Origin of the sequence: Reinekea sp. G2M2-21, assembly GCF_015687175.1 — a bacterium.
GTDB lineage: Bacteria > Pseudomonadota > Gammaproteobacteria > Pseudomonadales > Natronospirillaceae > Reinekea.
In genome coordinates, this window is record NZ_JADPQG010000001.1 from 686,032 (window position 1) to 708,188 (window position 22,157).

Here is a 22,157-nt window from a genome sequence, read left to right on the forward strand (position 1 = left end):
AAAGAACGGGAGAGAAACATGGTAGCTAAATCAACCAGTACCGCCGGACTCAGAGGACAGATTGCCGGCGAAACATCACTCTGTACGGTCGGTGTGACGGGCAGTGGACTGACTTATTGTGGATACGATATTGCCGATCTGGCGGCGAATGCCAGTTTTGAAGAAGTTGCGTATCTGTTGCAATTCGGTGAGTTACCGACGCAGAAACAACTTACCGATTATCTGCAAGCGATAACCGCTCACCGTCAATTGCCTGAAGCCTTGTGTGAAATTTTGGAGCGAATTCCAAAGTCTGCTCATCCGATGGATGTTATGCGAACCGGATGTTCCGCACTGGGTACATTGGAACCTGAAAATGACTTTGCAGAACAGGATCAGCACATCATCAATATGTTGGCCAAGTTTCCGGGCATCATGGCTTACTGGTACCACTTTCATTTTCACGGCACCAGAATTTCAACCCTGTCCGAGGGACGCTCTATCGCAGAGCATTGGTTAAGATTGTTGACACAGAAGGCACCCTCAGAACTTCACATTCAGGCGATGCAGGCATCTTTAATTCTCTACGCTGAACATGAATTTAATGCATCAACGTTCGCGGCAAGGGTAGCGGCCAGTACCTTAACTGATATCTACAGCTCGGTAACGGCGGCCATTGGTACGTTGCGTGGTCCGCTTCATGGCGGCGCCAATGAGGCCGCCATGGCGCTGATCAGCTCTTTTAAAGACGCCGACGATGCCGAACAGAAGTTGATGGCCATGCTGGCACGTAAAGACAAAATTATGGGCTTTGGTCACGCTGTTTACCGCACAAGTGATCCTCGCAATGTCGTTATCAAAGAATGGTCGCGCAAGATTTCTGAACAGATTGAAGACATGACGTTATTTGATATTTCTGAGCGTTGTGAACAGGTTATGTGGCGCGAAAAGGAGCTGTTCCCCAATGCTGATTTTTATCATGCCTCGACCTACCACCATATGGGTATCCCAACCGATTTATTTACACCGATTTTTGTTATGTCACGGGTTTCCGGTTGGGCCGCTCATGTGAAAGAACAACGAGCCAATAATCGCATTATTCGCCCGAGCGCGGGTTATGTCGGTGCCGATGCCCGAGACTATATTCCAATAAACCAACGTTAAAGACCGGTGGAAACTATGAATTCACACTATCGCAAATCACTTGCCGATACCGGATTGGATTTTTTTGATGCCCGTGCCGCGGTCAACGATATTAAAGAAAATGCATATGACACTCTGTCGTATACCGCAAAAATTCTGGCGGAACAGTTGGTTCGACGATGTGAGCAGTCGTTGTTGCCAGATGCCCTCACACAATTGATCGAGCGTCGCCAGGATTTGGATTTTCCTTGGTATCCTGCACGCGTGGTTTGCCATGACATTTTAGGGCAAACGGCTTTAGTTGATCTGGCTGGATTACGGGATGCAATAGCTGAGCAGGGTGGCGATCCTTCACGGGTGAACCCTATCGTTCCGACACAGTTGATCGTCGACCATTCTCTGGCCGTTGAACATGGCGGATTTGAAGCTGATGCCTTTGACAAAAATCGGGCGATAGAAGATCGCCGCAATGAAGACCGATTCCATTTCATTGAGTGGACCAAAACCGCTTTTGAGAATGTCGATGTGATTCCGGCCGGCAATGGCATCATGCATCAAATCAATCTTGAAAAGATGTCACCTGTTGTACAAAGTCGCGGCGGTATTGCCTACCCGGATACCTGTGTAGGTACGGATTCACACACACCGCATGTTGATGCCTTAGGTGTGATTGCCATCGGCGTCGGCGGCCTGGAAGCGGAGACTGTCATGCTTGGGCGACCTTCGATGATGCGGATGCCCGATGTGATCGGTGTGAAGCTAACTGGCAAACGACAGCCGGGCATAACCGCGACCGATATTGTATTGGCATTGACAGAATTTCTGAGACAACAGAAGGTCGTCTCGGCGTATCTGGAGTTTTTTGGTGAAGGTGCTCGAGCGTTGACGATCGGTGATCGCGCAACCATTTCCAATATGACGCCTGAGTTTGGCGCCTCAGCAGGACTGTTTTACATTGATGAGCAAACCATTGAATACCTGAAGTTGACTGGACGCAGTGCACAGCAGGTCAAACTGGTTGAAACCTTCGCGAAAACCACCGGTCTCTGGGCTGATGATATGAACGGTGCGGTCTATGAACGCGTACTGGAATTTAACTTATCTTCCGTCGTTCGTAACATGGCAGGACCTTCCAATCCACATCGGCGTTTACCCACGAGTCAGTTACACGAACAGGGTATCGCCGGACAATTGGCGCAAGCTCAACGGGATGAACGTGACGGTAAATTGCCGGATGGGGCAGTTATTATTGCGGCCATTACCTCGTGTACCAATACGTCTAATCCCCGTAACGTGGTTGCTGCCGGGCTGTTGGCCCGTAACGCTAATAAACTTGGACTGGTGCGTAAACCTTGGGTTAAATCGTCCTTTGCACCAGGATCAAAAGTGGCACGGCTGTATTTGGAAGACGCTGGTTTGCTCTGTGAACTGGAGAATCTGGGTTTTGGCATTGTGGCCTACGCCTGTACCACCTGTAATGGGATGAGTGGCGCGCTGTCTCCCGACATTCAGCAGGAAATTATCGAACGCGATCTTTACACTACGGCGGTTCTTTCCGGGAATCGGAACTTCGATGGGCGAATTCACCCTTATGCCAAACAGGCCTTTCTAGCCTCGCCTCCTTTGGTCGTGGCGTATGCTATTGCCGGTACTATCCGTTTTGATATTGAGAAAGATATCCTTGGCTACGACTCAGAGGGGAAAGCGGTTTATCTGTCCGACCTTTGGCCGGACGACGAAGAAATCGATGCCATCGTGAATGCTCATGTTAAACCTGAGCAATTCAATGAAGTGTATATTCCAATGTTCAATCTGGACGCTGCACAGCGTGCTAGCAGTCCGTTGTACGAATGGCGTCCACAATCCACCTATATACGCCGGCCACCCTATTGGGAAGGCGCCTTGGCAGGCGAACGGACATTGCTAGGTATGCGACCACTGGCTGTGTTGGGAGACAATATCACTACGGATCACTTGTCACCGTCGAACGCTATCTTAGCGAACAGTGCGGCGGGGGAATATCTCACGCGTATGGGCGTACCAGAAGCGGATTTTAATTCCTACGCAACCCATCGGGGCGATCACCTGACCGCGCAACGCGCAACCTTTGCTAACCCGAAACTGCTCAATGAAATGTGTCGCGATGAGCAAGGTGACATCCTGCAGGGTTCCTTGGCGCGATTGGAACCGGAAGGTCAACAGGTGCGGATGTGGGAAGCCATAGAAACCTACATGGAACGTAAACAGAACTTAATCATTATCGCCGGAGCGGATTACGGTCAGGGATCGTCTCGCGATTGGGCCGCGAAAGGCGTTCGTTTAGCAGGCGTTGAAGCCATTGTTGCGGAAGGGTTTGAACGGATTCATCGAACCAACCTGGTGGGCATGGGCGTTTTACCGCTTGAATTTCAGAATGGTGATACCCGCCTTACGTATCGGTTAGACGGTACCGAAACCTACGATGTACTTGGCAAAATTGCACCACGAGAATCGGTGCATTTACGCGTGACCCGGAAAGACGGAGAAACTTTTTTGGTGAATGTGACTTGTCGTCTGGACACCGCGGAAGAACTTTCTGTGTACCAAGCGGGCGGGGTTTTACAGCGCTTCGCTCAGGACTTTTTGCAGTCATCAGAGGTTCAGTAAGATGGCAGATTCAGCACAGATTAAAATACCGGCGCTCTACATGCGTGGCGGTACCAGTAAAGGCGTATTCTTCGCTCTGGAGGATCTTCCTCCCTGGGCACAACAACCGGGACCTCTGCGTGATGCGTTGTTAATTCGCATGATTGGCAGCCCAGATCCTTATGCAAAGCATACCGATGGTATGGGCGGTGCTACGTCCAGCACTAGTAAGGTGGTAATCGTATCCAAGAGCAGTCGGGTCAACCACGATGTGGACTATCTGTTTGGCCAAGTCTCCATCGATAAACCGTTCATTGATTGGAGCGGAAATTGCGGAAACCTGACCGCAGCCGTAGGCAGTTTTGCCATTGAGAAACAGTTGGTGGATCTGCGCGATCAGCTTGAAAACGGCCATTTTCCGGTCCGCATATGGCAGGCCAATATACAGAAAACCATTGTGGTTCGAGTGCCGATATCCGATGGGGTTGTACAGGAAATAGGTGACTTTGAGTTGGATGGTGTTGCATTCCCAGCCGCTGAAATTGCCGTGGAATTCTTAGACCCGGCAGATGGCGAAGGCGCATTGTTTCCAACCGGTAATCTGCAGGATGAATTGGAGGTTCCCGAAGATATTGTACCGGGTGGGCGATTAAAGGTGACGCTGATTAGTGCCGGTATTCCGACCGTGTTTGTTTTAGCTTCAGATCTTGGATTAACCGGAACGGAGTTGCAGGAGGATATTAATTCCAGCCCGGAATGGTTAGAAAAGTTTGAAGTTTTGCGTGCCATTGGTGCCGTTAAAATGGGGTTAATTGCAACTCATGAAGAAGCCGCACAACGTCAACATACACCGAAAATCGCGTTTATCGGATCAGCTCAGGACTATGTTGCGTCCAGCGGAAAACCTGTGTTGGCAAAAGATATTGATTTGGTGGTCAGGGCGTTGTCTATGGGGAAACTCCATCACGCCATGATGGGCACGGCAGCCGTATCAATCGCGGCGGCTGCAGTCGTCCCCGGTACGCTGGTCAATGATGTTATCGGTCAGCAAACAATCCAGTCGGTCAGGTTTGGACACCCGTCAGGCACCTTGAAAGTGGGGGCGCAAGCGAACTTGAACAATGGAAAATGGCAAGTTGAAAAAGTTGTTATGAGTCGAAGTGCACGAATATTGATGGAAGGTGTTGTCAGAGTGCCAATGCCCGCTATCGATAGATCAAGACATAGATCGTCAGGACATTGGTCATCATTAGACATCCATTCATGAGCCCGCCTGCTGAGGCTTAGTTGTCGTGACTCACGTGCCTTACCATTGCTGGTAGCAACAGTTTTCGGGATTTGTTGAGCGATTTTCACGAATGAGCTGACGTAAAGTGTCTTGTGTTTTTTCCTATTCCAGCTAAGGTCGGTTTTTCGAATGACATTAGCTATAAGAAGACTCCCTATTCATGATTACCTCTGACGAAGCTTTGGAACGACTGCAATCTGGCAACCGGCGTTATGTCGATGGTCAATCTCGGTACAGTGAAGTTGTTAATGTGCAGCGCCGAACCGATTTGGTGGGTGGTCAGAGCCCATGGGCAATTATTCTTGGTTGTTCCGACTCCCGTGCACCAGCAGAGATTATTTTCGATCATGGTCTGGGTGATCTGTTCGTGATCCGGGTAGCAGGAAATATTGTTGCGCCGTCGCAGGTGGGCAGTATTGAATTCGCGGTTGAGTCGTATGATACGCCTTTGGTCGTCGTCTTGGGACATACCAGCTGTGGTGCAATTCAGGCTACATTGGAGGCACTGAAGAATCCAGACGCTAAGCATTCGCATAATTTGAATTCAATCGTCTCACGAATACGCCCATCGTTAGAAACACTCTACGAAACGGATCTGTCGAAAGATCCTGAAAATCTTGCCAAGTACGCCGTTCGGGCAAACATTCGTGCCTCTGTAAATCAAATTCGCTACTCGTCTCCGAGCCTGGAACAGCGAGTGCAAAGCGGTCAACTTAAGGTGATTGGCGCGCAGTACTCGATAGAAACTGGTGTCGTCGATTTTCTCGACTGAACTGTTACTGGTTGAATACTAGTGTCCCGAGTCGGAAGTTCGTAAAGTTTCAGAGCTAACGGTAAGCGCTAGTACAAGGCGCTCTTTGTAGAGAATATCGAGATCTTTTCAAGAAGAGCAACGCCGTAGTAGCGTTTACTACTAACTCCCTTCGGACGCGACATTAAAGCTCTATAGCGTTGTTCTGCCTCTTGTCAATGGAACAACCATTGACTACGAGACACGCCTAACTATAAAGCTTGAATGGCACGCTGAATTCATGCGAACTTCTGACTCAGGACACTAGGGCAACTTTGATTAATTCAAATCACCTCAGTCCTATCAGTTCGATGGTAGAGCAAGGCGTGTGTTGCAGGGAATGGGAAGTTCTTTTCAAAACACACAACAAAGCTCATTCATCGCTCTGAAGGACCCTGAAGGCGGGCCTGAAATGCCAAATTTCTTTGTTAAGTCCTTTGCTAAGATAATGAATATTGCCTGCAGAACTTGCCTCGAATTTTGCGCATTTCTTCACCCGCTGGGGTAGATAGCAATTATTCAGAGTTACCCTAGAGCTTTTGAAAGAAGGTTTGATCAGTCGCTTTTATGGCTCTGAGACTCAGAGTGTATCAGTTTACCTCTGCGATAGAATTTTTTGCCTGTTCGCCTAATGCCAACTCTTAAAAAGCTACGAAGCTTTGTAGAGCTCTGTCCGACAACAAAGCCGGAGTACATTGAAGATTAAGAAATTCTTTGAGGGAATCCACGTTGAGCAGTCACTAAACAAGTGTCACGGTGAAGGCGCTACGGGCGTCTGGGTATGTTTAGACCCTGTTCCGTCAAGGATATAGCCCCGATATCAAAGGATATTAATAACCACACCGCAAATAGGAGCAGCAGTGAGAGTGCAATTGCTCCAACCAGCTTCATACCAAAAATCATAGAGCGTTTTAGTTTCTCAACTGGATTCGCGGGTTGTTGAAACATCGCCTGAATAAAGGCAAATGATTCCGTGTACTGTTCTGGTTTATTAGGTTTCTTTTCGTTCATAGTTTCTTCGGTGGTCATGGTACTCGATTAAGAATAGACGTTGTTTTGAGGGGCAAAAATTAGATCCATCGTCTCAAATTTTTCTGCCACTGCGTGTTGCTCATTCCGAACCTATGTTGTGATACGAAAACGAATGCTGATCATGGTCGTCTTTCGCGCTTGAGTTCATTTTTCCCTAACGCCGGTCTGAACGCCACCGCTGGATTCGCATTTCCTGAGTTCCCGTCTAAACTGGTGATCGTTATTTGGTCAGAAAGTAACCGGAATGTAGTATACTTTCGAAAATTTACTTGATTTAGGGCAACAAAACCCCCTCAGGTGCTTGACCTTTGCCTCGAATTTTGTAATTTTACTACCAAATTAATTCACTCAAATCACACAGCAAACAGGGGATATAAAGCCCATGACTATCAAAGTAGGTATTAACGGCTTTGGCCGTATTGGTCGTTTCGTTTTCCGCGCTTCTTGTGAACGCGACGATATTGAAGTTGTTGGTATCAATGACTTGATTGATGTTGACTACATGGCATACATGTTGAAATACGACTCTACACACGGTCGTTTCAACGGTACTGTTGAAGTTGACAATGGTCATCTGATTGTAAACGGTAAAAAAGTTCGGGTGACTGCGGAGCGTGATCCAGCAAACCTAGCTTGGGGCGATCTGGGTGTGGACGTTGTAGCTGAAGCAACGGGTATCTTCCTGACTGATGAGACTGCTCGTAAGCACATCGAAGCTGGCGCTAAGAAAGTTGTACTGACCGGTCCTTCTAAAGACGCTACTCCAATGTTTGTTATGGGTGTTAACCACGAGTCTTATGCTGGACAGGACATCGTTTCTAACGCGTCTTGCACAACTAACTGTCTGGCACCGATTGCCAAAGTTCTGAACGATAAGTGGGGCATTAAAGATGGTCTGATGACCACTGTTCACGCCACCACCGCAACTCAGAAAACTGTCGATGGTCCTTCTGCTAAAGACTGGCGCGGTGGTCGTGGTGCTTCTCAGAACATCATTCCATCATCAACTGGTGCAGCGAAAGCAGTAGGCGTCGTTATTCCTGAATTGAATGGTAAACTGACAGGTATGTCTTTCCGCGTACCAACAGCTAACGTTTCTGTTGTTGACTTGACCGTTAACCTGGAAAAACCAGCAACTTACGAAGAAATCAAAGCTGAAATGAAGCGTGCTTCTGGCGCTGAGTTAGCTGGTGTTTTGGGCTACACAGAAGATGCTGTTGTTTCTCAGGATTTCATTGGCGAGACACAAACGTCAGTATTCGACGCAGCTGCTGGTATTGCATTGACAGATACGTTCGTGAAACTGGTTTCTTGGTACGATAACGAAATTGGTTACTCAAACAAGGTATTGGACTTGGCTGCTCACATCAGCAAGTAAGTTCAAACGTGATGTAGATAAGACCGCGCAAATAGCGCGGTTTTTTTTCGCCTAAAGATATCCTGATTCGGTATTTCATATTTTGGCGCTGACTGGAACGTATTGTCCCCGTGCCAACAATTTCAACCTTCTTTCGACCCATCAGCGTTTTTCATGAGACTCAACGCGTGAACTAAGATCGTTTAGGACTGATGAGCATTTTGTTGCAAACCCTTGTTGTTTGACCATACTGATCAGAGCCAGGCTTTTATTGCTGTCGAGACTGGCTTTTAAACCCACTAATTCTATAATCAGAATACCCCTGTCAAAATTGTGACTATTCGGTTTATGATTGGGTTCTGGTCGCTGAGTTTTCAGCGAGTTTCCATAAATCCCAGTTTAAATTGGTTTATCGATGTCATCCTGTTGCTGCACGTCTCAGCACAATGGATTAGTCGTGAGCTGGTGAGCGAGAAGGTAGTATTGCATGAATCGGCAATGTGTTCGTTCAACTTGGCTATGGCTCTTACTGAGCATATTGCTGCTGGGTAGTGCCTTGGGTGAAACAGAAGGTAATGTGAGTAACAGCCCGTTATTTGCTGAGTTGCTTGCTCAGGATCTGTTGCCAAAAAATAAGCTGATCGAGGTATTTGGGGCACTTGAGGTTATGCCGCTCGACCAGTTTAATGAGGAAATGTCTCAATTCAGCACTATGGTTCGGCAGCAAAAAAGGCATGAACTTACTCTTCAGTTTGCGAATCAGCTGGCCACGGCCGACTTTTCTGACTGGCAGCAGGAAAAACTGAATTATCTATATATGATTCTGAGCTACGATCTGATGTTTTTCGCAGAATTTCAGGTTGCATTTGACCTGTTGAGTTCGCATTTGGACAGAGTGCAGGCTTGGTCCGCAAATGAAACGTTCGGTCTTACTTCAAAAGCCAATCTACTGCATATTTACGGTCAGTTACTGGTCCGAAAGCAGCGGGTCTCAGAGGCACTACCTTTCTTCTATAGCGCAGAAACCATTTTTAAAAGACTTGATAAGCATCATCCGTCTATATTTACGATTCAGGTCATTGTTGGTGAGGCATTTCTCGAAGCAGAGCATTACCAAAGTGCCCTTGAATATTTACAAAAAGCCATTGCCATTTTTCCGGAGCAGCGCCTTGATGCACGCAGTTACGTCGCCGGATTATTGGCCAAGACGTACTTAAAATTAGATCGGTTCCAAGATGCCCATCGGGCAATACACGAGTATTTGGACAACCCGGTCGACCCCCGCGAAGACTATTTCCTGTTTTTTTCGTTGATTCATTTACAGGTTCTGCAGGCAATACAGGAATATGAAGAATACTCTGTATTGGCGAATGAAACTTACCAACTCGCGCAAAAAATTGGTAATGAGGACTATCTGAATGAAGCCAGGTTGCACCTAGGTTTTGAACAATTGAGGACGGGGAAATTGGACGCTGCGATTAATCTGTTAAACCAGGCTATCAATGGATCCTCTGATATTCGTAATCATGTGCTTCTCGATGGATACCTTTGGTTGGTTGATGCTTACAAGCGAACAGGGCTAATTCAGGAAGCGTTACAGAGTTATGAGGAGTATGTGACTTTGTATAAACAGCAGCAGAAGAGGTTGAATCAACGCGCTATTGCCGAAATATCCGCTCAATATGATGTCGAAAAAGCGAAGGTACAAGCCCAGACCGCTCAGCTGCAATTGTCTCTCCAACAGGAACAGGAAAAGCGCACTAAATTGGTGTTGTTCTTTTTGTTGTCATTGGTTTTATTGTTGATCACGACAACCTGGCTGATCAGTCTGGCTTTGTTGAACTTGCGTCGAAAAAATTCTGTATTGGATGAGATTTCCACAAAGGATCCTCTGACAAAAATTGGAAACCGCCTCGCGTTGTCGCGAGATACTCAAGATAACGTTCCTGCGTGTGTGGTACTGGCGGATATCGACTATCTGAAGTTTTATAACGATAAATTCGGTCATGATGCGGGTGATAAACTGATACAGACATTCGTACAGCAGTTGCAGCTGAAGCTGGAAGAGTATTCCGCTCAACTGTATCGAATTGGTGGCGATGAATTTGTGATTACATCCGATACTGATATAAGACAAAGTTTAGCGGCAATATTCGAAGATATTGAGCAAGAACTGAAGAAAACGGGCTTCAGCATGGCGGGCGTCAGTTACGGTGCCGCTTGCATTGCGGAGGCCCATTACTTTAGTAAACAGTTGTCCCTGGCCGACTTACGTATGTATGAAGCCAAAGCCAGGAAGAAACAACGAGACAATCACGCGGATCTTTCAACCGACAATCCCCATTCTTGAACCTTGGGGCGTCCATATACGTCCTAGATGAGCTGGTCGAAGAGCCAGATTGTGACTGTTTCACCCATCGCAACATCTCCTCTATCTTCTTCCAGTGCGATATAACAGTTGGCGTCGGCTAGGCTTGTTAAAATGTGTGATCCTTGAGCTGTTTTGGTTAATGCGACTTCCGCCGCCTTGCCATTCCATTGCCATTTGCCACGTTGAAAATCCATCCGTCCGGGTGACTTCTGAATGGCGGTTGAGCTGACAGCCTGCAATGCCGGCATGCGTCGACAGCCGAGATGTTGATGCTGACGAATGGCTTGACTGCCCAGTATATGGAACGTAACCATTGCGCTGACCGGGTTGCCCGGAAGGCCGATAAAGTAGCTGTTTGGCAATTCACCGAATGCGAAGGGTTTGCCAGGTTTAATGGCCAGTTTCCAGAAATTTATCTGACCTATTTCTTCCAGTATGTCTTTGGTGTAATCCGCTTCTCCTACTGAGACACCCCCGGAAGTGATGACGAAGTCGCATTCCTGATCAGCTTTAAGAAACGCCTGCCTGAACAGGTCTGGATCGTCTTCAATAACGCCGTAGTCTATTAACTCAACATTTAAGTTGTTGAGCATTACGGTCAGCGCGGGACCGTTTGAATTATAGATGTCGCCGAAAGCCAGTGCTTCGCCAGGAGTTTTCAATTCATCACCGGTCGATAATAGCGCAACACGGGTTTTCTTATAGACCGTTACCGCTTCGCAGCCAACACTGGCCAGAAGCGCAAGATGAGCCGCTTTGAGTTCGCATCCTGCGTTGAGAATCAAATGACCGGGCGGAATATCTTCGCCCTGTTTACGAATATTGTTGCCGACGTTGGCCAGCTTTTTAAAAGTGACTTCTGAATCCGTCGCCACCGTGTTTTCCTGCATGATGACGCAATCTGCTCCCGGTGGTATGGCGGCACCGGTCATGATTCGAATCGCGTGCCCAGGTTTTATCTGTTCCGTATAGGGTTTGCCAGCAAATGATTTGCCCTGAATTGGGTAAGCGATGTCGCATTCGACCCCGTTTCGTTGAATGGCATAACCATCCATTGCTGAGTTATCAAATCCGGGAACAGGTGCTTGGGCAAAAACATCCTCTGCCAGAACCCGATGCGCGCATTCCTGCAGAGACACTTTTTCGGTTTCCAGAGTCGGAGTAACAGCTGCCAGTAACATTTGTAAGCCGGTTTCTAATGGCATTAGGCCGGGTTGATCACAACAACTCATAATAATTCCTATAATTCTTTTGCGTGTTCATGAGCGAAAATGGCCGCTTCGACCCGAGAGCGAAGCCCGAGTTTCGCCAAGACCCGTTTCACATGAACTTTCACCGTACCTTCGGCAATGGTCAGCTGATTGCCAATAGCCTTGTTGCTGAGCCCTCCGGCAATCAGCCGCAACACTTCTTTTTCTCTGTCTGTTAAGTATTGCACTGCGGGATGTAGATTTTCCGGCAACCGTTTTGCCAAAGCGCTACGGACAACATCCTGAATTCCCGGACTGATAACCTGTTCATGGTTCATGCAGCGTTTTAACGAGGCCAGAAATTCTTCGGGATCAATATCTTTCAACAGGTAACCATCAGCACCATTGTGAATAGCTCTGTGAATATCGGCTTGGTCGTCGGATACGGTAAAAACGATGATCCGCGAATCGACCCCGGCATCCCTTAGTTGATTCAGTGTTTGCAGTCCGTCCTGTCCAGGCATGTTCAAATCCAGCAATATCAGGTCTGGTTCATGTTGCAGAACTACTTCCAGTGCTTTTCTGGAATCACCCACTTCAGCCACCAGATGAAACTCATCTTCTAATTCCAGTAGCTGCGAGAGCCCCTTACGCAGCATTGGGTGATCGTCAATGATTATAATATCGGTCATGGATTGGCTTCTTCTTTTATATAGTCTGGTTTAAAGGACAGGGTAACGCCAGCACCACCATAGCTCAGACGTTGATACTGAATCTTGCCTGAGATTCGTTCAGCGCGTTCGCGCATGATGTTCAAGCCATAGTGCATGGGCTTTTCCAGTTCAACATCGAAACCGATGCCGTCATCGTTGATTTTAATTTCCAGATCACCATCGTCCCTTACTTTTAGCGAAACTACCGCGTTTTCGGCTTGCGCGTGCTTGATGACGTTGGTTAACGCTTCGCGAATCACGTGGATACAATGGATCTCCTGGCTGGGAGCAAGATCTTGTGGCCATTGTTCATCGATATACAGGTGTACTTTGGTTTGTTGTGATATTCGGTTGATCTCATCTGCGGCGGACTTAACAGAGGGTATCAGTCCGGGTTCATCCGAATGAGCACGGAAGGTGACCAGCAGTTCGCGCAGTTTTCGGTAGCTTGAGTTCAAGCCTTCGCGCAGTTCATGGACAATCGCGTCCAAGGTCGCGTCGTCGGCGTTACGCTCGCGCAACTTGATCCAGCGAACGATTTGAATTTTAAGATAACTCAATTGTTGTGCCAGAGAATCGTGCAGCTCACGAGCAATAGAGGAGCGTTCATTTAACAGTGCGATCCGATTCTCTTTGGCCTGACTGCCTAGCCGGTTATTGGCGTTGTCGAACATTTCGCCCACGGTATTTAAAATGCGGACCTGCCAATCAGGGAGGCTGCTTGCAAAGCGGCATACTAAGTGAGTACGGTCTGATGTGCACTTCACCACATACTGATGTTCGTCTGAGAAAGTATCCTTGGTTGTCCAATAGATCTCACAGGGCTGACACAGTGCGCTCAGGTCCTTGGTTGTTCTTTGTTTCAATTGGGTGATATCAGGACGTTCGATGCTGAGCGCCTGGCTTAAGCTGAACAGAAATTCCAGAATCTGATTGTTGCGATACAGTTCCTGAGTCTGCACGTGAATTGTGTTTTCAAGTGAGTTGTGTACATCAGCTATTTCATCCGCCATCTTATTGAACGTTGTGGTCAACTCGCCGAATTCATCATTTCGGTCATAACTGGCACGGGCACTGCGATCGCCCTGACTGATATTGATCACGGTCCGCATCAAGGCCTGCAATGGTGAAACCACTCGGAAGAAAATGATCAGCGTGAATAAGCTGGCTGCGAATAGAGTAAAGCCATTAATGACAACCTGTTGCTGGCGCAGTCGCTTAACTTTGCCTTCGGACCATTTCTCCAAGCTTGCTACCAGTCTGTCAATATCTGCGACAAAGGCGGCAACTTCACTCAGATAGGTGTCAGGTTGATGCAGGGCAGTGTGTTTCATGGTCAGAAAGTGAGACTCAATACGACTGAATAGCTGGTTTAGCTCGGGTTCTGTGCTGGGTATGTGTCCTTTCAGCTGCGGTGATGTCAGTCTTTGTTCAAATTCTGCCAGCAAAGCTTGACGTTCTGTGGCAGGGGCGTTTTGCGCTATGGCAAACGCAATTCGATAAGACTGCATCCGCAAAGAGCCTGAAACGTTGACGGCTCCAGCATCACCAGACAATACCGTGGTCATCCAGATCGAATAGAGACTGGCAAGAATAGACAGCGAGGCGACGAGAATCAGGCCTAAAGTCAGCGATATGGCAATCGGATAACGAGTAAATTTCAACATGTCCTCAGTTTACCCAAAAATACAGCTTCATGAAGCGGATTCTCCTAACGGTTGACGTCAGACAATGGAGGTACCCCCTACTAGGTACGCAGAAAAGCTGGTACCCCACTAAGATGAAGACCGTAAGAATAATGTCAACAATGTATTGAATTAGTGAGGTCTTCATGTCATCTGAAACCCGTGCCAAGAATAGCGAACTTAAGGCTTTTCTGTTTATAGCCGTTTTTCTGTTTCCCCTGTTATCCGTAGCTTTGGTGGGTGGATACGGCTTTATCATCTGGATGTCGCAATTATTGTTTGGCACTGGTACTTACTAATTTATGGCTGAGCAGTCAGTAACGTCCCGTCGGGAGTTATTCAGAGGGTTTGCCCGCCGGGTGCAGGGTAAAAACGCTGAATTACAAGTCATCCGGCCACCAGGGGCATTGGAGGAGTCTTTGTTTATCGAGACGTGCGAACGTTGCGATAAATGTATTCGCGCCTGTACGCCCGAGATTATTAGGCCAGGTGATGGCGGCTTTCCTCAGCTGGACTTTGCCAAAGCCGGTTGCACGGGTTGTTCGGACTGCATCACGGCCTGTCCGTCTGGCGCGCTAGCCCAGCCGATACAGTGGCCATTGGGGCAGCTCGCGTTTACCGACCGGTGCCTGGCTCAACAGAGCATTACCTGCCAATCCTGTAAGGATGCCTGTGACTTGCAGGCAATTTCATTTCCGGTAACAACCAAAACGCCAACCCCCGTGCTGGCTTCGAACCTGTGTTCCGGATGTGGTGAATGTGTATCAGTATGCCCGGTGAACGCTATATCTATAACCCCTGTGACTCAACAAGAGCGAGTAATTGCCTAATGAAAAATGCAGTTTCCATTACCCCTTGGAACGATGAAGAGCACATTGTCAGTGTGGTCGTTCATATTCGACCGGAATACAGCGCTGCGGCCGAACAGGTCATGGACCGTCTGACTGGCGTCGAGCGCATCACGAATGATCCTGCAGGAAAGTATGTGGTCGTGATCAGCGCGCCCACGGCTCGCCAGGTGATGGAACAGATTGAAAGAATTCAGGACATCGACGGCGTACTGAGCGCAGCGATGATTGCCCATCACACCGAATCCAGTGAATCGCTGGATGAATCGATTGAACTATCCGATGTTTTGCTTGAGCAAAATATTGAAAATAAAAACACCAGGAGACTCCAATGAAACTGACCCGTCGAGATGTGGTTAAGGCGCAGGCAGCGGCAGCGGCAGCGTCGGTTGCTGGCATATCAATGCCAGCCCAGGCTACGAACTTAATTGCCAGCAGTAAAGAAAATCGAATTCAGTGGGATAAAGCCCCTTGTCGATTTTGCGGAACCGGTTGTTCGGTGTCTGTCGGTACAAAAGAAGGGCGGGTCGTCGCTACTCACGGCGATCAGTTGGCACCGGTAAACCGTGGTTTGAACTGTATTAAGGGTTACTTCCTGGCCAAAATTATGTACGGCAAGGATCGATTAACCCAGCCTCTGTTGCGAAAAACCAACGGCAAGTACGACAAAAATGGTGAGTTCACTCCGGTAAGTTGGGATGAAGCCTTCGATATCATGGCTGAGAAGTGGAAAACCACGCTGAAAAGCAAAGGTCCGGATGCGATTGGAATGTTCGGTTCTGGTCAATGGACTGTTTGGGAAGGATACGCGGCATCCAAATTAATGAAGGCGGGTTTCAGGTCCAACAACATTGAGCCCAATGCACGTCATTGTATGGCTTCTGCGGTAGCCGGGTTCATGCGTACTTTTGGTATTGATGAGCCAATGGGGTGTTATGACGATTTTGAACATGCGGATGCTTTTGTCCTTTGGGGCTCAAACATGGCGGAGATGCACCCGATTTTGTGGACGCGCCTGACGGACCGTCGATTGTCGTATCCCCACGTGAAAGTGGCTGTGATGTCGACATTCCAGCATCGCAGTTTTGATCTGGCGGATATTCCGATGGTGTTCAAACCACAAACGGATCTGACTATCGCCAATGCCATTGCTAACTACATTATTCAGAACGACAAAGTAAACAAAGACTTTGTCGGTAAACACGTGAATTTCCGGGAAGGGATGACGGACATTGGTTATGGCTTACGACCAGAACATCCACTTGAGAAGAAGGCAAAAAATGCCAGTAAGGCAGGCGCATCCGAAGGCATCGACTTCGCTACCTACGCAAAATACGTGTCTGAATACACTATGGAGCGGGCCGCGCGTGAATCCGGCGTTCCTGAAAATCGCTTAATTGAGTTGGCCGAGTTGTATGCAGACCCTAATCGGAAGGTGATGTCCTTGTGGACGATGGGTGTTAATCAGCATACTCGCGGTGTTTGGATGAACAACCTGATTTATAACCTGCATCTGTTGACTGGTAAGATCTCTGAACCAGGTAACAGTCCATTTTCCTTGACTGGTCAACCCTCTGCATGTGGTACCGCACGGGAAGTGGGAACCTTCGCCCACCGGCTGCCAGCAGATATGGTTGTTGCGAATGATAAGCACCGCGCTATTGCAGAAAAAATTTGGCGTCTACCCGAGGGTACTATCCCATCAAAGGTCGGGGCACACGCAGTACTGCACAACCGAAAGTTGAAAGATAGTGAAATTAATTGTTATTGGGTGCAGGTTAATAACAACGTTCAAGCGGCGCCGAACCTCAATGAGGAAACGCTGCCGGGTTACCGCAATCCCGACAACTTTATCGTTGTTTCCGATGCTTACCCCACAGTGACTTGTGAAGCTGCCGATCTGGTTTTACCAACGGCGATGTGGGTAGAAAAAGAGGGTGCTTTTGGTAATGCTGAGCGTCGCACGCAGTTCTGGCACCAGCTGACGAACGCACCGGGAGAGTCGAAGTCGGACTTGTGGCAATTGATGGAATTCTCTAAGCGTTTCACTACAGAAGATGTGTGGCCAGCTGAGCTGCTCGATGCCAATCCCGATTATAAAGGTATGACTCTGTTTGACGTGCTGTATCGCAACGGCAATGTTGACGCTTTCGGCATCGATGAGGTCAACAAAGAGTATGCTAACGACGAAGCTGAACACTTTGGTTTCTATGTACAGAAAGGATTGTTTGAGGAATACGCTGCTTTCGGACGAGGCAAGGCTCACGATTTGGCCCCATTTGATACTTACCACGAAACGCGTGGTTTGCGTTGGCCGGTGGTTGGCGGAAAAGAAACGCAATGGCGCTTCCGTGAAGGTTATGATCCATATGTTGAAGCTGGGAAGGGCGTGCAGTTCTATGGTAAGCCGGACGGGAAAGCGATCATCTTTGCATTACCGTATGAGCCACCTGCGGAAAGTCCCGATAAAGAGTTTGATCTTTGGTTGTCCACCGGTCGCGTGCTGGAACATTGGCACTCAGGTTCGATGACTCAACGTGTCCCCGAGCTATATAAGGCAGTTCCTGATGCGCTTTGCTATATGCATCCAGAAGACGCGCGCGAACGTGGGCTGCGGCGCGGTGATGAAATCAAAGTCGTTTCACGCCGTGGTGAAATTCGTACGCGCGTGGAAACGCGTGGTCGAAACAAACCACCAAGAGGGCTGGTTTTTGTACCGTGGTTCGATGCCAGTCAGTTGATTAACAAGTGTACGCTGGATGCTATCGACCCGATTTCTAAACAGACAGACTTTAAAAAATGTGCTGTGAAAGTGACGAAGGTTTAAGGAGACGATCATGAAAAAAATAATCGCTTTACTCAGCATGGTTGGCGTGATGGCCTATGTCCTTGCCGAACCTCAGATTGCCACCTTAAGGGGAACCACCGATTTGGATCAGGAAGGTCAGGCTCCGAGAATGGCTGCGGAAGTTAATGATGACAAACGCACCGACCGGGACTACCCAATGGCGGCACCCAGTATTCCACATAAGATTGACGGCTATCAGATCGACCTAAATGCCAATAAGTGTTTGTCGTGCCACAACCGACAACGGGTAGAGGAGTCGCAGGCGACCATGGTGTCGGTAACACACTTTATGAACCGAGATGGAAACTTCCTGGCGGATGTTTCTCCTAACCGTTACTTCTGCACCCAATGTCACACCTCCCAAATTGATGTGCCTGCGCTGATAGAAAATGAGTTTATCACCATGGATGAACTCCTCAACCGAGCTGGAAGCAGCCATTAAGGAGTACGCTATGTGGAGTCGAATAAAAGACATGTTGCTGCAGGGGTGGCAGTTGCTGGCCAAACCATCGGTGCATTTTTCGCTGGGATTTTTAACCTTAGGCGGTTTTATTGCCGGGGTGATTTTCTGGGGCGGTTTTAACACGGCCTTAGAAGCGGCGAATACCGAAGAGTTTTGTATCAGCTGTCACGAAATGCGCGAGAATGTCTATGTTGAACTGCAGGAGACCATTCACTGGTCAAATCGCTCTGGTGTCAGGGCGACCTGTTCGGACTGTCATGTCCCTCATGAGTGGACCTATAAAATTGCACGAAAAATGCAGGCTTCAAAAGAAGTGTGGGGGAAAATTTTCGGGACCATTGATACCCGTGAGAAATTTCTCGACAAGCGCCGTGAGTTGGCGGAACACGAGTGGGCGCGGCTGAAGAAAAACGACTCTCTGGAGTGTCGTAATTGCCACCAATTTGAATCGATGGATTTCACTCGACAAAGTGAGCGTGCTTCTGAACAGCACAGTAGCGCATTGGCGAACGGTGAGAAAACCTGTATCGATTGCCACAAAGGTATCGCACATCACCTGCCGGACATGAGCGGCGTTCCCGGTTGGGAATAAAAGTGCAATCACGACAGGCACGGTAACCCAACCGAGCCTGTCGTTTTCTCGTCATCGGCATCCAGGCAAATGAACTTTTTGCGACAGATCAATACTACCACACAGCGGTGAGGTGAGCTGAGTGAATCAGAGATATTCTGACCTTCAATTTTCTTCCAAACAGATGGCCACAGCAGCGGTATAGGATTTCCAGTTAATCGGGATCACATACGCTCGTGAGTTCTTTGGCAAATGCAGGGTAGATGGTGTGCCTTCTATGACCACGGGCACAGAGATCATAAATTCCTTACCCAATGATGCTCGGGCATTGCCAGCAATGGTATTGGCGACTTCGCCCACCAAATCAACGAGGTTCGCTTCTGAGGTATCAGGCTCTCCGATACTCAGTAACAAATGTTTCAACAGGACTCTGGGGGCGGAAAAATAAACGCACCCTTTGTCCGGACCAGATACGCCGATTAAACCCGTCATGTCCAGTGCCATGGGTTTGCCTTTTTCAGCAAGATAGGGCGTGCCGACCTGCACTGATTTGTCTGGTGTGTGATTGAAGTAGCGGACCACACCGTCAATGAATATTTGAATTTTATCTTCAGACATAGAGAAAATCCGTTAGCTCAAGTAAGGCTGCATTAATGTCTTGCTCCGTGAATGGTTTCAGAAGAAATCCTCGAGCACCTTTTTCCAATGCTTCAATGCCGGTAGCTTTGTCGGAAAGTGCCGATACCACCAGAATAAGAACATCTGGATTCAAACGGATCAATTGTTCGATACAGGCAATGCCGTCCATGTTCGGCATCGTCAGGTCCATTGTGACGACATCGGGTTTTGTAGCTTTAAAATGGGTGATGGCTTCAGCGCCATTGCTGGCGGACGCGACCAGTTTAAAGCGCTCGCTTTGCACAGATCGGCGGATCTTGCTGCGGATGACATTGGAATCATCCACAATCATTAGTTTTTGCATGTCATGGTTCCTGGTGGTCAGAATTTTACGCCGCCTGCGTGGCGAGGTTGGTGGCGGCTGGCAAAGTAATGGTGAAGGTGCTGCCCATGTGCGCACGAGTCGCCACGTTGATTTTGCCGCCCTGATCTTTCACTAAATCCCGGATGACCGTCATTCCCATGCCTCGACCAGCGTCCATATCTGCTGCTGACTGTGTTGATAGGGTTGGCGAGAAAATGAGCGCAATCAGTTGTTTTTGGCTCATGAGTTCGGATTGCTGTTCCGTCACCAGACCCGATTGAATGGCCTTCAATCGAATTTGTTCCGTATTAATGCCTGCGCCATCATCCTGCACCGTTAACCGCCAATGACCGGAGCGTAAACGGCAGAAGTGTATGTTAATTTCACTGCGGGGCGTTTTTTGCAAGTCCATTCGATCCTGTACCGTTTCAATACCGTGGCTGATTGCATTACGGATAAATTGAATGCACAAGCGGTTTACGGTAGACGCTAACTCAGCGGGAAGCGGGTAGTCGTTTAATCCAGAGCAGACGATTTCGACCTCCTTTCCTTGTCGTTGTGCCATATCATCGGCCAGGTTTTGAAAATGCGTCCAATCGGGTTTTTCGGCAATTTCAGGTTGCGCTGCCACCTGACTCAGTTTAGCCAGTCGTTCCAGCAGTTTTTCTGCGGCATCTAATTGCCTGAGTATCTGATTTAGCAGGACCGTAAGGCTGAGAAAATCATTCCCGGTCAGGTTTTCATTGGTTGCCAGGGCTTCCAATTGGTCTTCAAACTTGTGTGCCAGTTCGGCAAAAGGGGTTAGCCCAAGTGAGGTGGCTTCGCCTTTAAATCCGTGAATCAACGCGTAAATCTGATGTACCTTGCCCATATGCTGTACGTGCGAACGTGATGGCAGTTTCAGAATATTATTGATTTTCTCCAGAGATCCGACACTGTTGCGCACAAACATCGGCATCAGGTCCCCGTTGGCGTGCATGATGGTAGACAGCAATTCCATTTGAGATTCACTTTGCCGACGGGCATTGTCCAGATCGCGGCTCAACATAACTTGCCGCGTAATGTCTGAAACCGTCGCCAGGACGTGGGAAATAGTGCCGGTCACCACCACACGGGAGAACTGAAAATTCAGGAATTTGGATTGATATTGACCATTGTCATCCGCGATGTGAATTTCAATTTCGTTCAATGGGTTCAGTTCGCCGATCAGTTTTTGGTTGACCGTGGGTTTAAACAGTAACTTGATAAAGCTTTCTGCGGTGCTCATATCCTTTTCTGAAATGAGTGATTTCAACAAGCTTTGGAATGACGTACCGGCGATATCTTCACGGTGAAATATTTGCGTCAGCTTTTTCGAATACTGCTGTCCGATGGTCAGATGTTCATCTAGGAGAAAAAGGCCTTCATTGACGGTTTCAAGAATTTCTTCAGTTTCCTGTCTGGACTGTTCAATGATGGCGTCGCTTTGTTTCAGTTGTTTCAGGAAATGAAACAGAATCAGCAAAAAATTCAGAATGGCCAATGACATACCCACGGTTTGAATCATCCGCAGTCTGGACGCCTTCGCCGTCGCTTTGTCTTCCAGCGCAACGGTTAACTCGTTCATCAGGCGCAACAGTTCGAGATTGTTGGCAGTGCCGTATTGAACGGCGTCTTGCAGTCGAGCCGTAAAGTTGGGGTTATCAATATTTGAACCTTGCAACAGCAATAATTTGATGCCCGCCAGAAAAGGACGCCAGATTTCATCCGCCGCGTTCAAGGCATTTTGGGCTTTACCCGGATCTGCGGGGTTAAGCTGCACAGGAAACCCGTTTGCATCGGTGGTGACACCACCATTTTTAAAGGCTTTCAGTGTGTTGTCGAATAGGTTTACCGAGCGTTGCAGTTCATCGAGAGCATTTTGGCGAGCGTCGGAATTGAACAGCGAGACATCCGTTTCCAGTAAGGATTTCATGATGCGTTGGCTGAGCATGCGTTGCCGACCAGCCAGGTTAACGGCGGTGGCGTCCTCACTGATTTGAAATGACATATAAAAGTTGGTCAGCAGAACGCTGGCGTCCAGCAACAGAAATAACGCGACTGAAACTATGATGTTTCTGTACTTACCAATTCCGAATTTCTGCATCGTGGCATCCTTTAAACGGCATGGGCGGTTGTAACAAGACAGCAAAGGCTATGCCATACCGAGTCCTCATAAGATTCCCATGCGTTAAGCCCGTTTTGCGATTCTGTCGGTAAATCGTAAGCACTGATAGCTGGCACAGGGTAAACA

The 22,157-nt window shown here is 48.2% G+C and carries 19 protein-coding genes; 12 read left to right on the forward strand and 7 right to left on the reverse strand.

The features are described 5' to 3' along the window. Positions 1 to 18 precede the first annotated feature (18 nt). From prpC to IYN85_RS03210, 4 genes are all read left to right on the forward strand, one after another. Positions 19 to 1,143 carry a 2-methylcitrate synthase gene (gene prpC, locus IYN85_RS03195; protein ID WP_196157387.1) on the forward strand — a complete coding sequence of 375 codons (1,125 nt, stop codon included), beginning with the start codon at positions 19 to 21 and terminating at the stop codon, positions 1,141 to 1,143. A gap of 15 nt (positions 1,144 to 1,158) precedes the next feature. Next, a complete protein-coding gene (gene acnD / locus IYN85_RS03200) occupies positions 1,159 to 3,768 on the forward strand; it encodes a Fe/S-dependent 2-methylisocitrate dehydratase AcnD (protein ID WP_196157388.1) in 2,610 nt (869 codons plus the stop codon). 1 nt (position 3,769) lies between these two features. Then, positions 3,770 to 5,014, forward strand: coding sequence for a 2-methylaconitate cis-trans isomerase PrpF (prpF, locus tag IYN85_RS03205; protein WP_196157389.1), 1,245 nt, complete (start codon positions 3,770 to 3,772; stop codon positions 5,012 to 5,014). A 181-nt stretch (positions 5,015 to 5,195) separates the two neighbouring features. Then, positions 5,196 to 5,807 carry a carbonic anhydrase gene (locus tag IYN85_RS03210; protein ID WP_196157390.1) on the forward strand — a complete coding sequence of 204 codons (612 nt, stop codon included), beginning with the start codon at positions 5,196 to 5,198 and terminating at the stop codon, positions 5,805 to 5,807. 783 nt (positions 5,808 to 6,590) lie between these two features. On the opposite strand, the gene IYN85_RS03215 is transcribed toward IYN85_RS03210, so the two are convergent. Next, on the reverse strand, positions 6,591 to 6,854 hold the full coding sequence (locus tag IYN85_RS03215; RefSeq protein ID WP_196157391.1) for a hypothetical protein: 264 nt from the start codon (positions 6,852 to 6,854) through the stop codon (positions 6,591 to 6,593). A gap of 385 nt (positions 6,855 to 7,239) precedes the next feature. Between IYN85_RS03215 and gap the strand changes: the two genes are divergently transcribed. After that, on the forward strand, positions 7,240 to 8,235 hold the full coding sequence (gene gap, locus IYN85_RS03220; protein WP_196157392.1) for a type I glyceraldehyde-3-phosphate dehydrogenase: 996 nt from the start codon (positions 7,240 to 7,242) through the stop codon (positions 8,233 to 8,235). A 466-nt stretch (positions 8,236 to 8,701) separates the two neighbouring features. Beyond that, entirely contained in the window at positions 8,702 to 10,564 is a 1,863-nt protein-coding gene (locus tag IYN85_RS03225; protein WP_196157393.1) for a tetratricopeptide repeat-containing diguanylate cyclase, read from the forward strand. 23 nt (positions 10,565 to 10,587) lie between these two features. Here IYN85_RS03225 and glp read toward each other — a convergent pair whose 3' ends face one another. Genes glp through IYN85_RS03240 form a run of 3 tightly spaced genes read right to left on the reverse strand, consistent with a single transcriptional unit; the run spans position 10,588 to position 14,155 of the window. Next, the gene (gene glp / locus IYN85_RS03230; protein ID WP_196157394.1) at positions 10,588 to 11,817 is read right to left on the reverse strand and encodes a gephyrin-like molybdotransferase Glp; all 1,230 of its coding nucleotides are present in this window, start codon (positions 11,815 to 11,817) and stop codon (positions 10,588 to 10,590) included. Positions 11,818 to 11,825: 8 nt separating this feature from the next. Continuing rightward, the gene (gene narL, locus IYN85_RS03235) at positions 11,826 to 12,467 is read right to left on the reverse strand and encodes a two-component system response regulator NarL (RefSeq protein ID WP_196157395.1); all 642 of its coding nucleotides are present in this window, start codon (positions 12,465 to 12,467) and stop codon (positions 11,826 to 11,828) included. Beyond that, a complete protein-coding gene (locus IYN85_RS03240; RefSeq protein ID WP_196157396.1) occupies positions 12,464 to 14,155 on the reverse strand; it encodes a type IV pili methyl-accepting chemotaxis transducer N-terminal domain-containing protein in 1,692 nt (563 codons plus the stop codon). The genes narL and IYN85_RS03240 overlap by 4 nt, the downstream gene beginning before the upstream one ends. Before the next feature lie 164 nt (positions 14,156 to 14,319). Between IYN85_RS03240 and IYN85_RS03245 the strand changes: the two genes are divergently transcribed. From IYN85_RS03245 to IYN85_RS03270, 6 genes are read left to right on the forward strand one after another with little or no spacing between them, the layout of a single operon-like run. Beyond that, complete coding sequence (locus IYN85_RS03245) at positions 14,320 to 14,472, forward strand: periplasmic nitrate reductase, NapE protein (protein ID WP_196157397.1); 153 nt, start codon at positions 14,320 to 14,322, stop codon at positions 14,470 to 14,472. 3 nt (positions 14,473 to 14,475) lie between these two features. Continuing rightward, positions 14,476 to 15,003: a ferredoxin-type protein NapF gene (gene napF / locus IYN85_RS03250; RefSeq protein WP_196157398.1), complete on the forward strand. Its 528-nt coding sequence runs from the start codon at positions 14,476 to 14,478 to the stop codon at positions 15,001 to 15,003. Next, complete coding sequence (locus tag IYN85_RS03255; RefSeq protein WP_196157399.1) at positions 15,003 to 15,356, forward strand: chaperone NapD; 354 nt, start codon at positions 15,003 to 15,005, stop codon at positions 15,354 to 15,356. Before napF ends, IYN85_RS03255 begins: the two co-directional genes overlap by 1 nt. Continuing rightward, positions 15,353 to 17,848, forward strand: a complete 2,496-nt coding sequence (gene napA, locus IYN85_RS03260; RefSeq protein ID WP_196157400.1) for a nitrate reductase catalytic subunit NapA — start codon at positions 15,353 to 15,355, stop codon at positions 17,846 to 17,848. The genes IYN85_RS03255 and napA overlap by 4 nt, the downstream gene beginning before the upstream one ends. Before the next feature lie 10 nt (positions 17,849 to 17,858). After that, positions 17,859 to 18,311, forward strand: coding sequence for a nitrate reductase cytochrome c-type subunit (locus tag IYN85_RS03265; protein WP_196157401.1), 453 nt, complete (start codon positions 17,859 to 17,861; stop codon positions 18,309 to 18,311). Between the two features lie 10 nt (positions 18,312 to 18,321). Beyond that, positions 18,322 to 18,924 (forward strand): cytochrome c3 family protein, encoded by a 603-nt coding sequence (locus tag IYN85_RS03270; protein ID WP_304627142.1) that lies wholly within the window; start codon positions 18,322 to 18,324, stop codon positions 18,922 to 18,924. A 144-nt stretch (positions 18,925 to 19,068) separates the two neighbouring features. Here IYN85_RS03270 and IYN85_RS03275 read toward each other — a convergent pair whose 3' ends face one another. The 3 genes from IYN85_RS03275 to IYN85_RS03285 are packed head-to-tail and all read right to left on the reverse strand — an operon-like array spanning position 19,069 to position 22,010. Continuing rightward, the gene (locus IYN85_RS03275) at positions 19,069 to 19,521 is read right to left on the reverse strand and encodes a chemotaxis protein CheX (RefSeq protein ID WP_196157402.1); all 453 of its coding nucleotides are present in this window, start codon (positions 19,519 to 19,521) and stop codon (positions 19,069 to 19,071) included. Further along, the gene (locus IYN85_RS03280) at positions 19,514 to 19,885 is read right to left on the reverse strand and encodes a response regulator transcription factor (RefSeq protein WP_196157403.1); all 372 of its coding nucleotides are present in this window, start codon (positions 19,883 to 19,885) and stop codon (positions 19,514 to 19,516) included. The genes IYN85_RS03275 and IYN85_RS03280 overlap by 8 nt, the downstream gene beginning before the upstream one ends. 25 nt (positions 19,886 to 19,910) lie before the next feature. Continuing rightward, the gene (locus IYN85_RS03285; RefSeq protein ID WP_196157404.1) at positions 19,911 to 22,010 is read right to left on the reverse strand and encodes an ATP-binding protein; all 2,100 of its coding nucleotides are present in this window, start codon (positions 22,008 to 22,010) and stop codon (positions 19,911 to 19,913) included. Positions 22,011 to 22,157 lie beyond the last annotated feature (147 nt).

What these genes read in the sequence shown, in the direction of transcription:
- prpC (WP_196157387.1), top strand. Translation starts at nt 19, where the DNA reads ATGGTAGCTAAATCAACCAGTACCGCCGGACTCAGAGGACAGATTGCC.
- acnD (WP_196157388.1), top strand. Translation starts at nt 1,159, where the DNA reads ATGAATTCACACTATCGCAAATCACTTGCCGATACCGGATTGGATTTT.
- prpF (WP_196157389.1), top strand. Translation starts at nt 3,770, where the DNA reads ATGGCAGATTCAGCACAGATTAAAATACCGGCGCTCTACATGCGTGGC.
- IYN85_RS03210 (WP_196157390.1), top strand. Translation starts at nt 5,196, where the DNA reads ATGATTACCTCTGACGAAGCTTTGGAACGACTGCAATCTGGCAACCGG.
- IYN85_RS03215 (WP_196157391.1), bottom strand. Translation starts at nt 6,854, where the DNA reads ATGACCACCGAAGAAACTATGAACGAAAAGAAACCTAATAAACCAGAA.
- gap (WP_196157392.1), top strand. Translation starts at nt 7,240, where the DNA reads ATGACTATCAAAGTAGGTATTAACGGCTTTGGCCGTATTGGTCGTTTC.
- IYN85_RS03225 (WP_196157393.1), top strand. Translation starts at nt 8,702, where the DNA reads ATGAATCGGCAATGTGTTCGTTCAACTTGGCTATGGCTCTTACTGAGC.
- glp (WP_196157394.1), bottom strand. Translation starts at nt 11,817, where the DNA reads ATGAGTTGTTGTGATCAACCCGGCCTAATGCCATTAGAAACCGGCTTA.
- narL (WP_196157395.1), bottom strand. Translation starts at nt 12,467, where the DNA reads ATGACCGATATTATAATCATTGACGATCACCCAATGCTGCGTAAGGGG.
- IYN85_RS03240 (WP_196157396.1), bottom strand. Translation starts at nt 14,155, where the DNA reads ATGTTGAAATTTACTCGTTATCCGATTGCCATATCGCTGACTTTAGGC.
- IYN85_RS03245 (WP_196157397.1), top strand. Translation starts at nt 14,320, where the DNA reads ATGTCATCTGAAACCCGTGCCAAGAATAGCGAACTTAAGGCTTTTCTG.
- napF (WP_196157398.1), top strand. Translation starts at nt 14,476, where the DNA reads ATGGCTGAGCAGTCAGTAACGTCCCGTCGGGAGTTATTCAGAGGGTTT.
- IYN85_RS03255 (WP_196157399.1), top strand. Translation starts at nt 15,003, where the DNA reads ATGAAAAATGCAGTTTCCATTACCCCTTGGAACGATGAAGAGCACATT.
- napA (WP_196157400.1), top strand. Translation starts at nt 15,353, where the DNA reads ATGAAACTGACCCGTCGAGATGTGGTTAAGGCGCAGGCAGCGGCAGCG.
- IYN85_RS03265 (WP_196157401.1), top strand. Translation starts at nt 17,859, where the DNA reads ATGAAAAAAATAATCGCTTTACTCAGCATGGTTGGCGTGATGGCCTAT.
- IYN85_RS03270 (WP_304627142.1), top strand. Translation starts at nt 18,322, where the DNA reads ATGTGGAGTCGAATAAAAGACATGTTGCTGCAGGGGTGGCAGTTGCTG.
- IYN85_RS03275 (WP_196157402.1), bottom strand. Translation starts at nt 19,521, where the DNA reads ATGTCTGAAGATAAAATTCAAATATTCATTGACGGTGTGGTCCGCTAC.
- IYN85_RS03280 (WP_196157403.1), bottom strand. Translation starts at nt 19,885, where the DNA reads ATGCAAAAACTAATGATTGTGGATGATTCCAATGTCATCCGCAGCAAG.
- IYN85_RS03285 (WP_196157404.1), bottom strand. Translation starts at nt 22,010, where the DNA reads ATGCAGAAATTCGGAATTGGTAAGTACAGAAACATCATAGTTTCAGTC.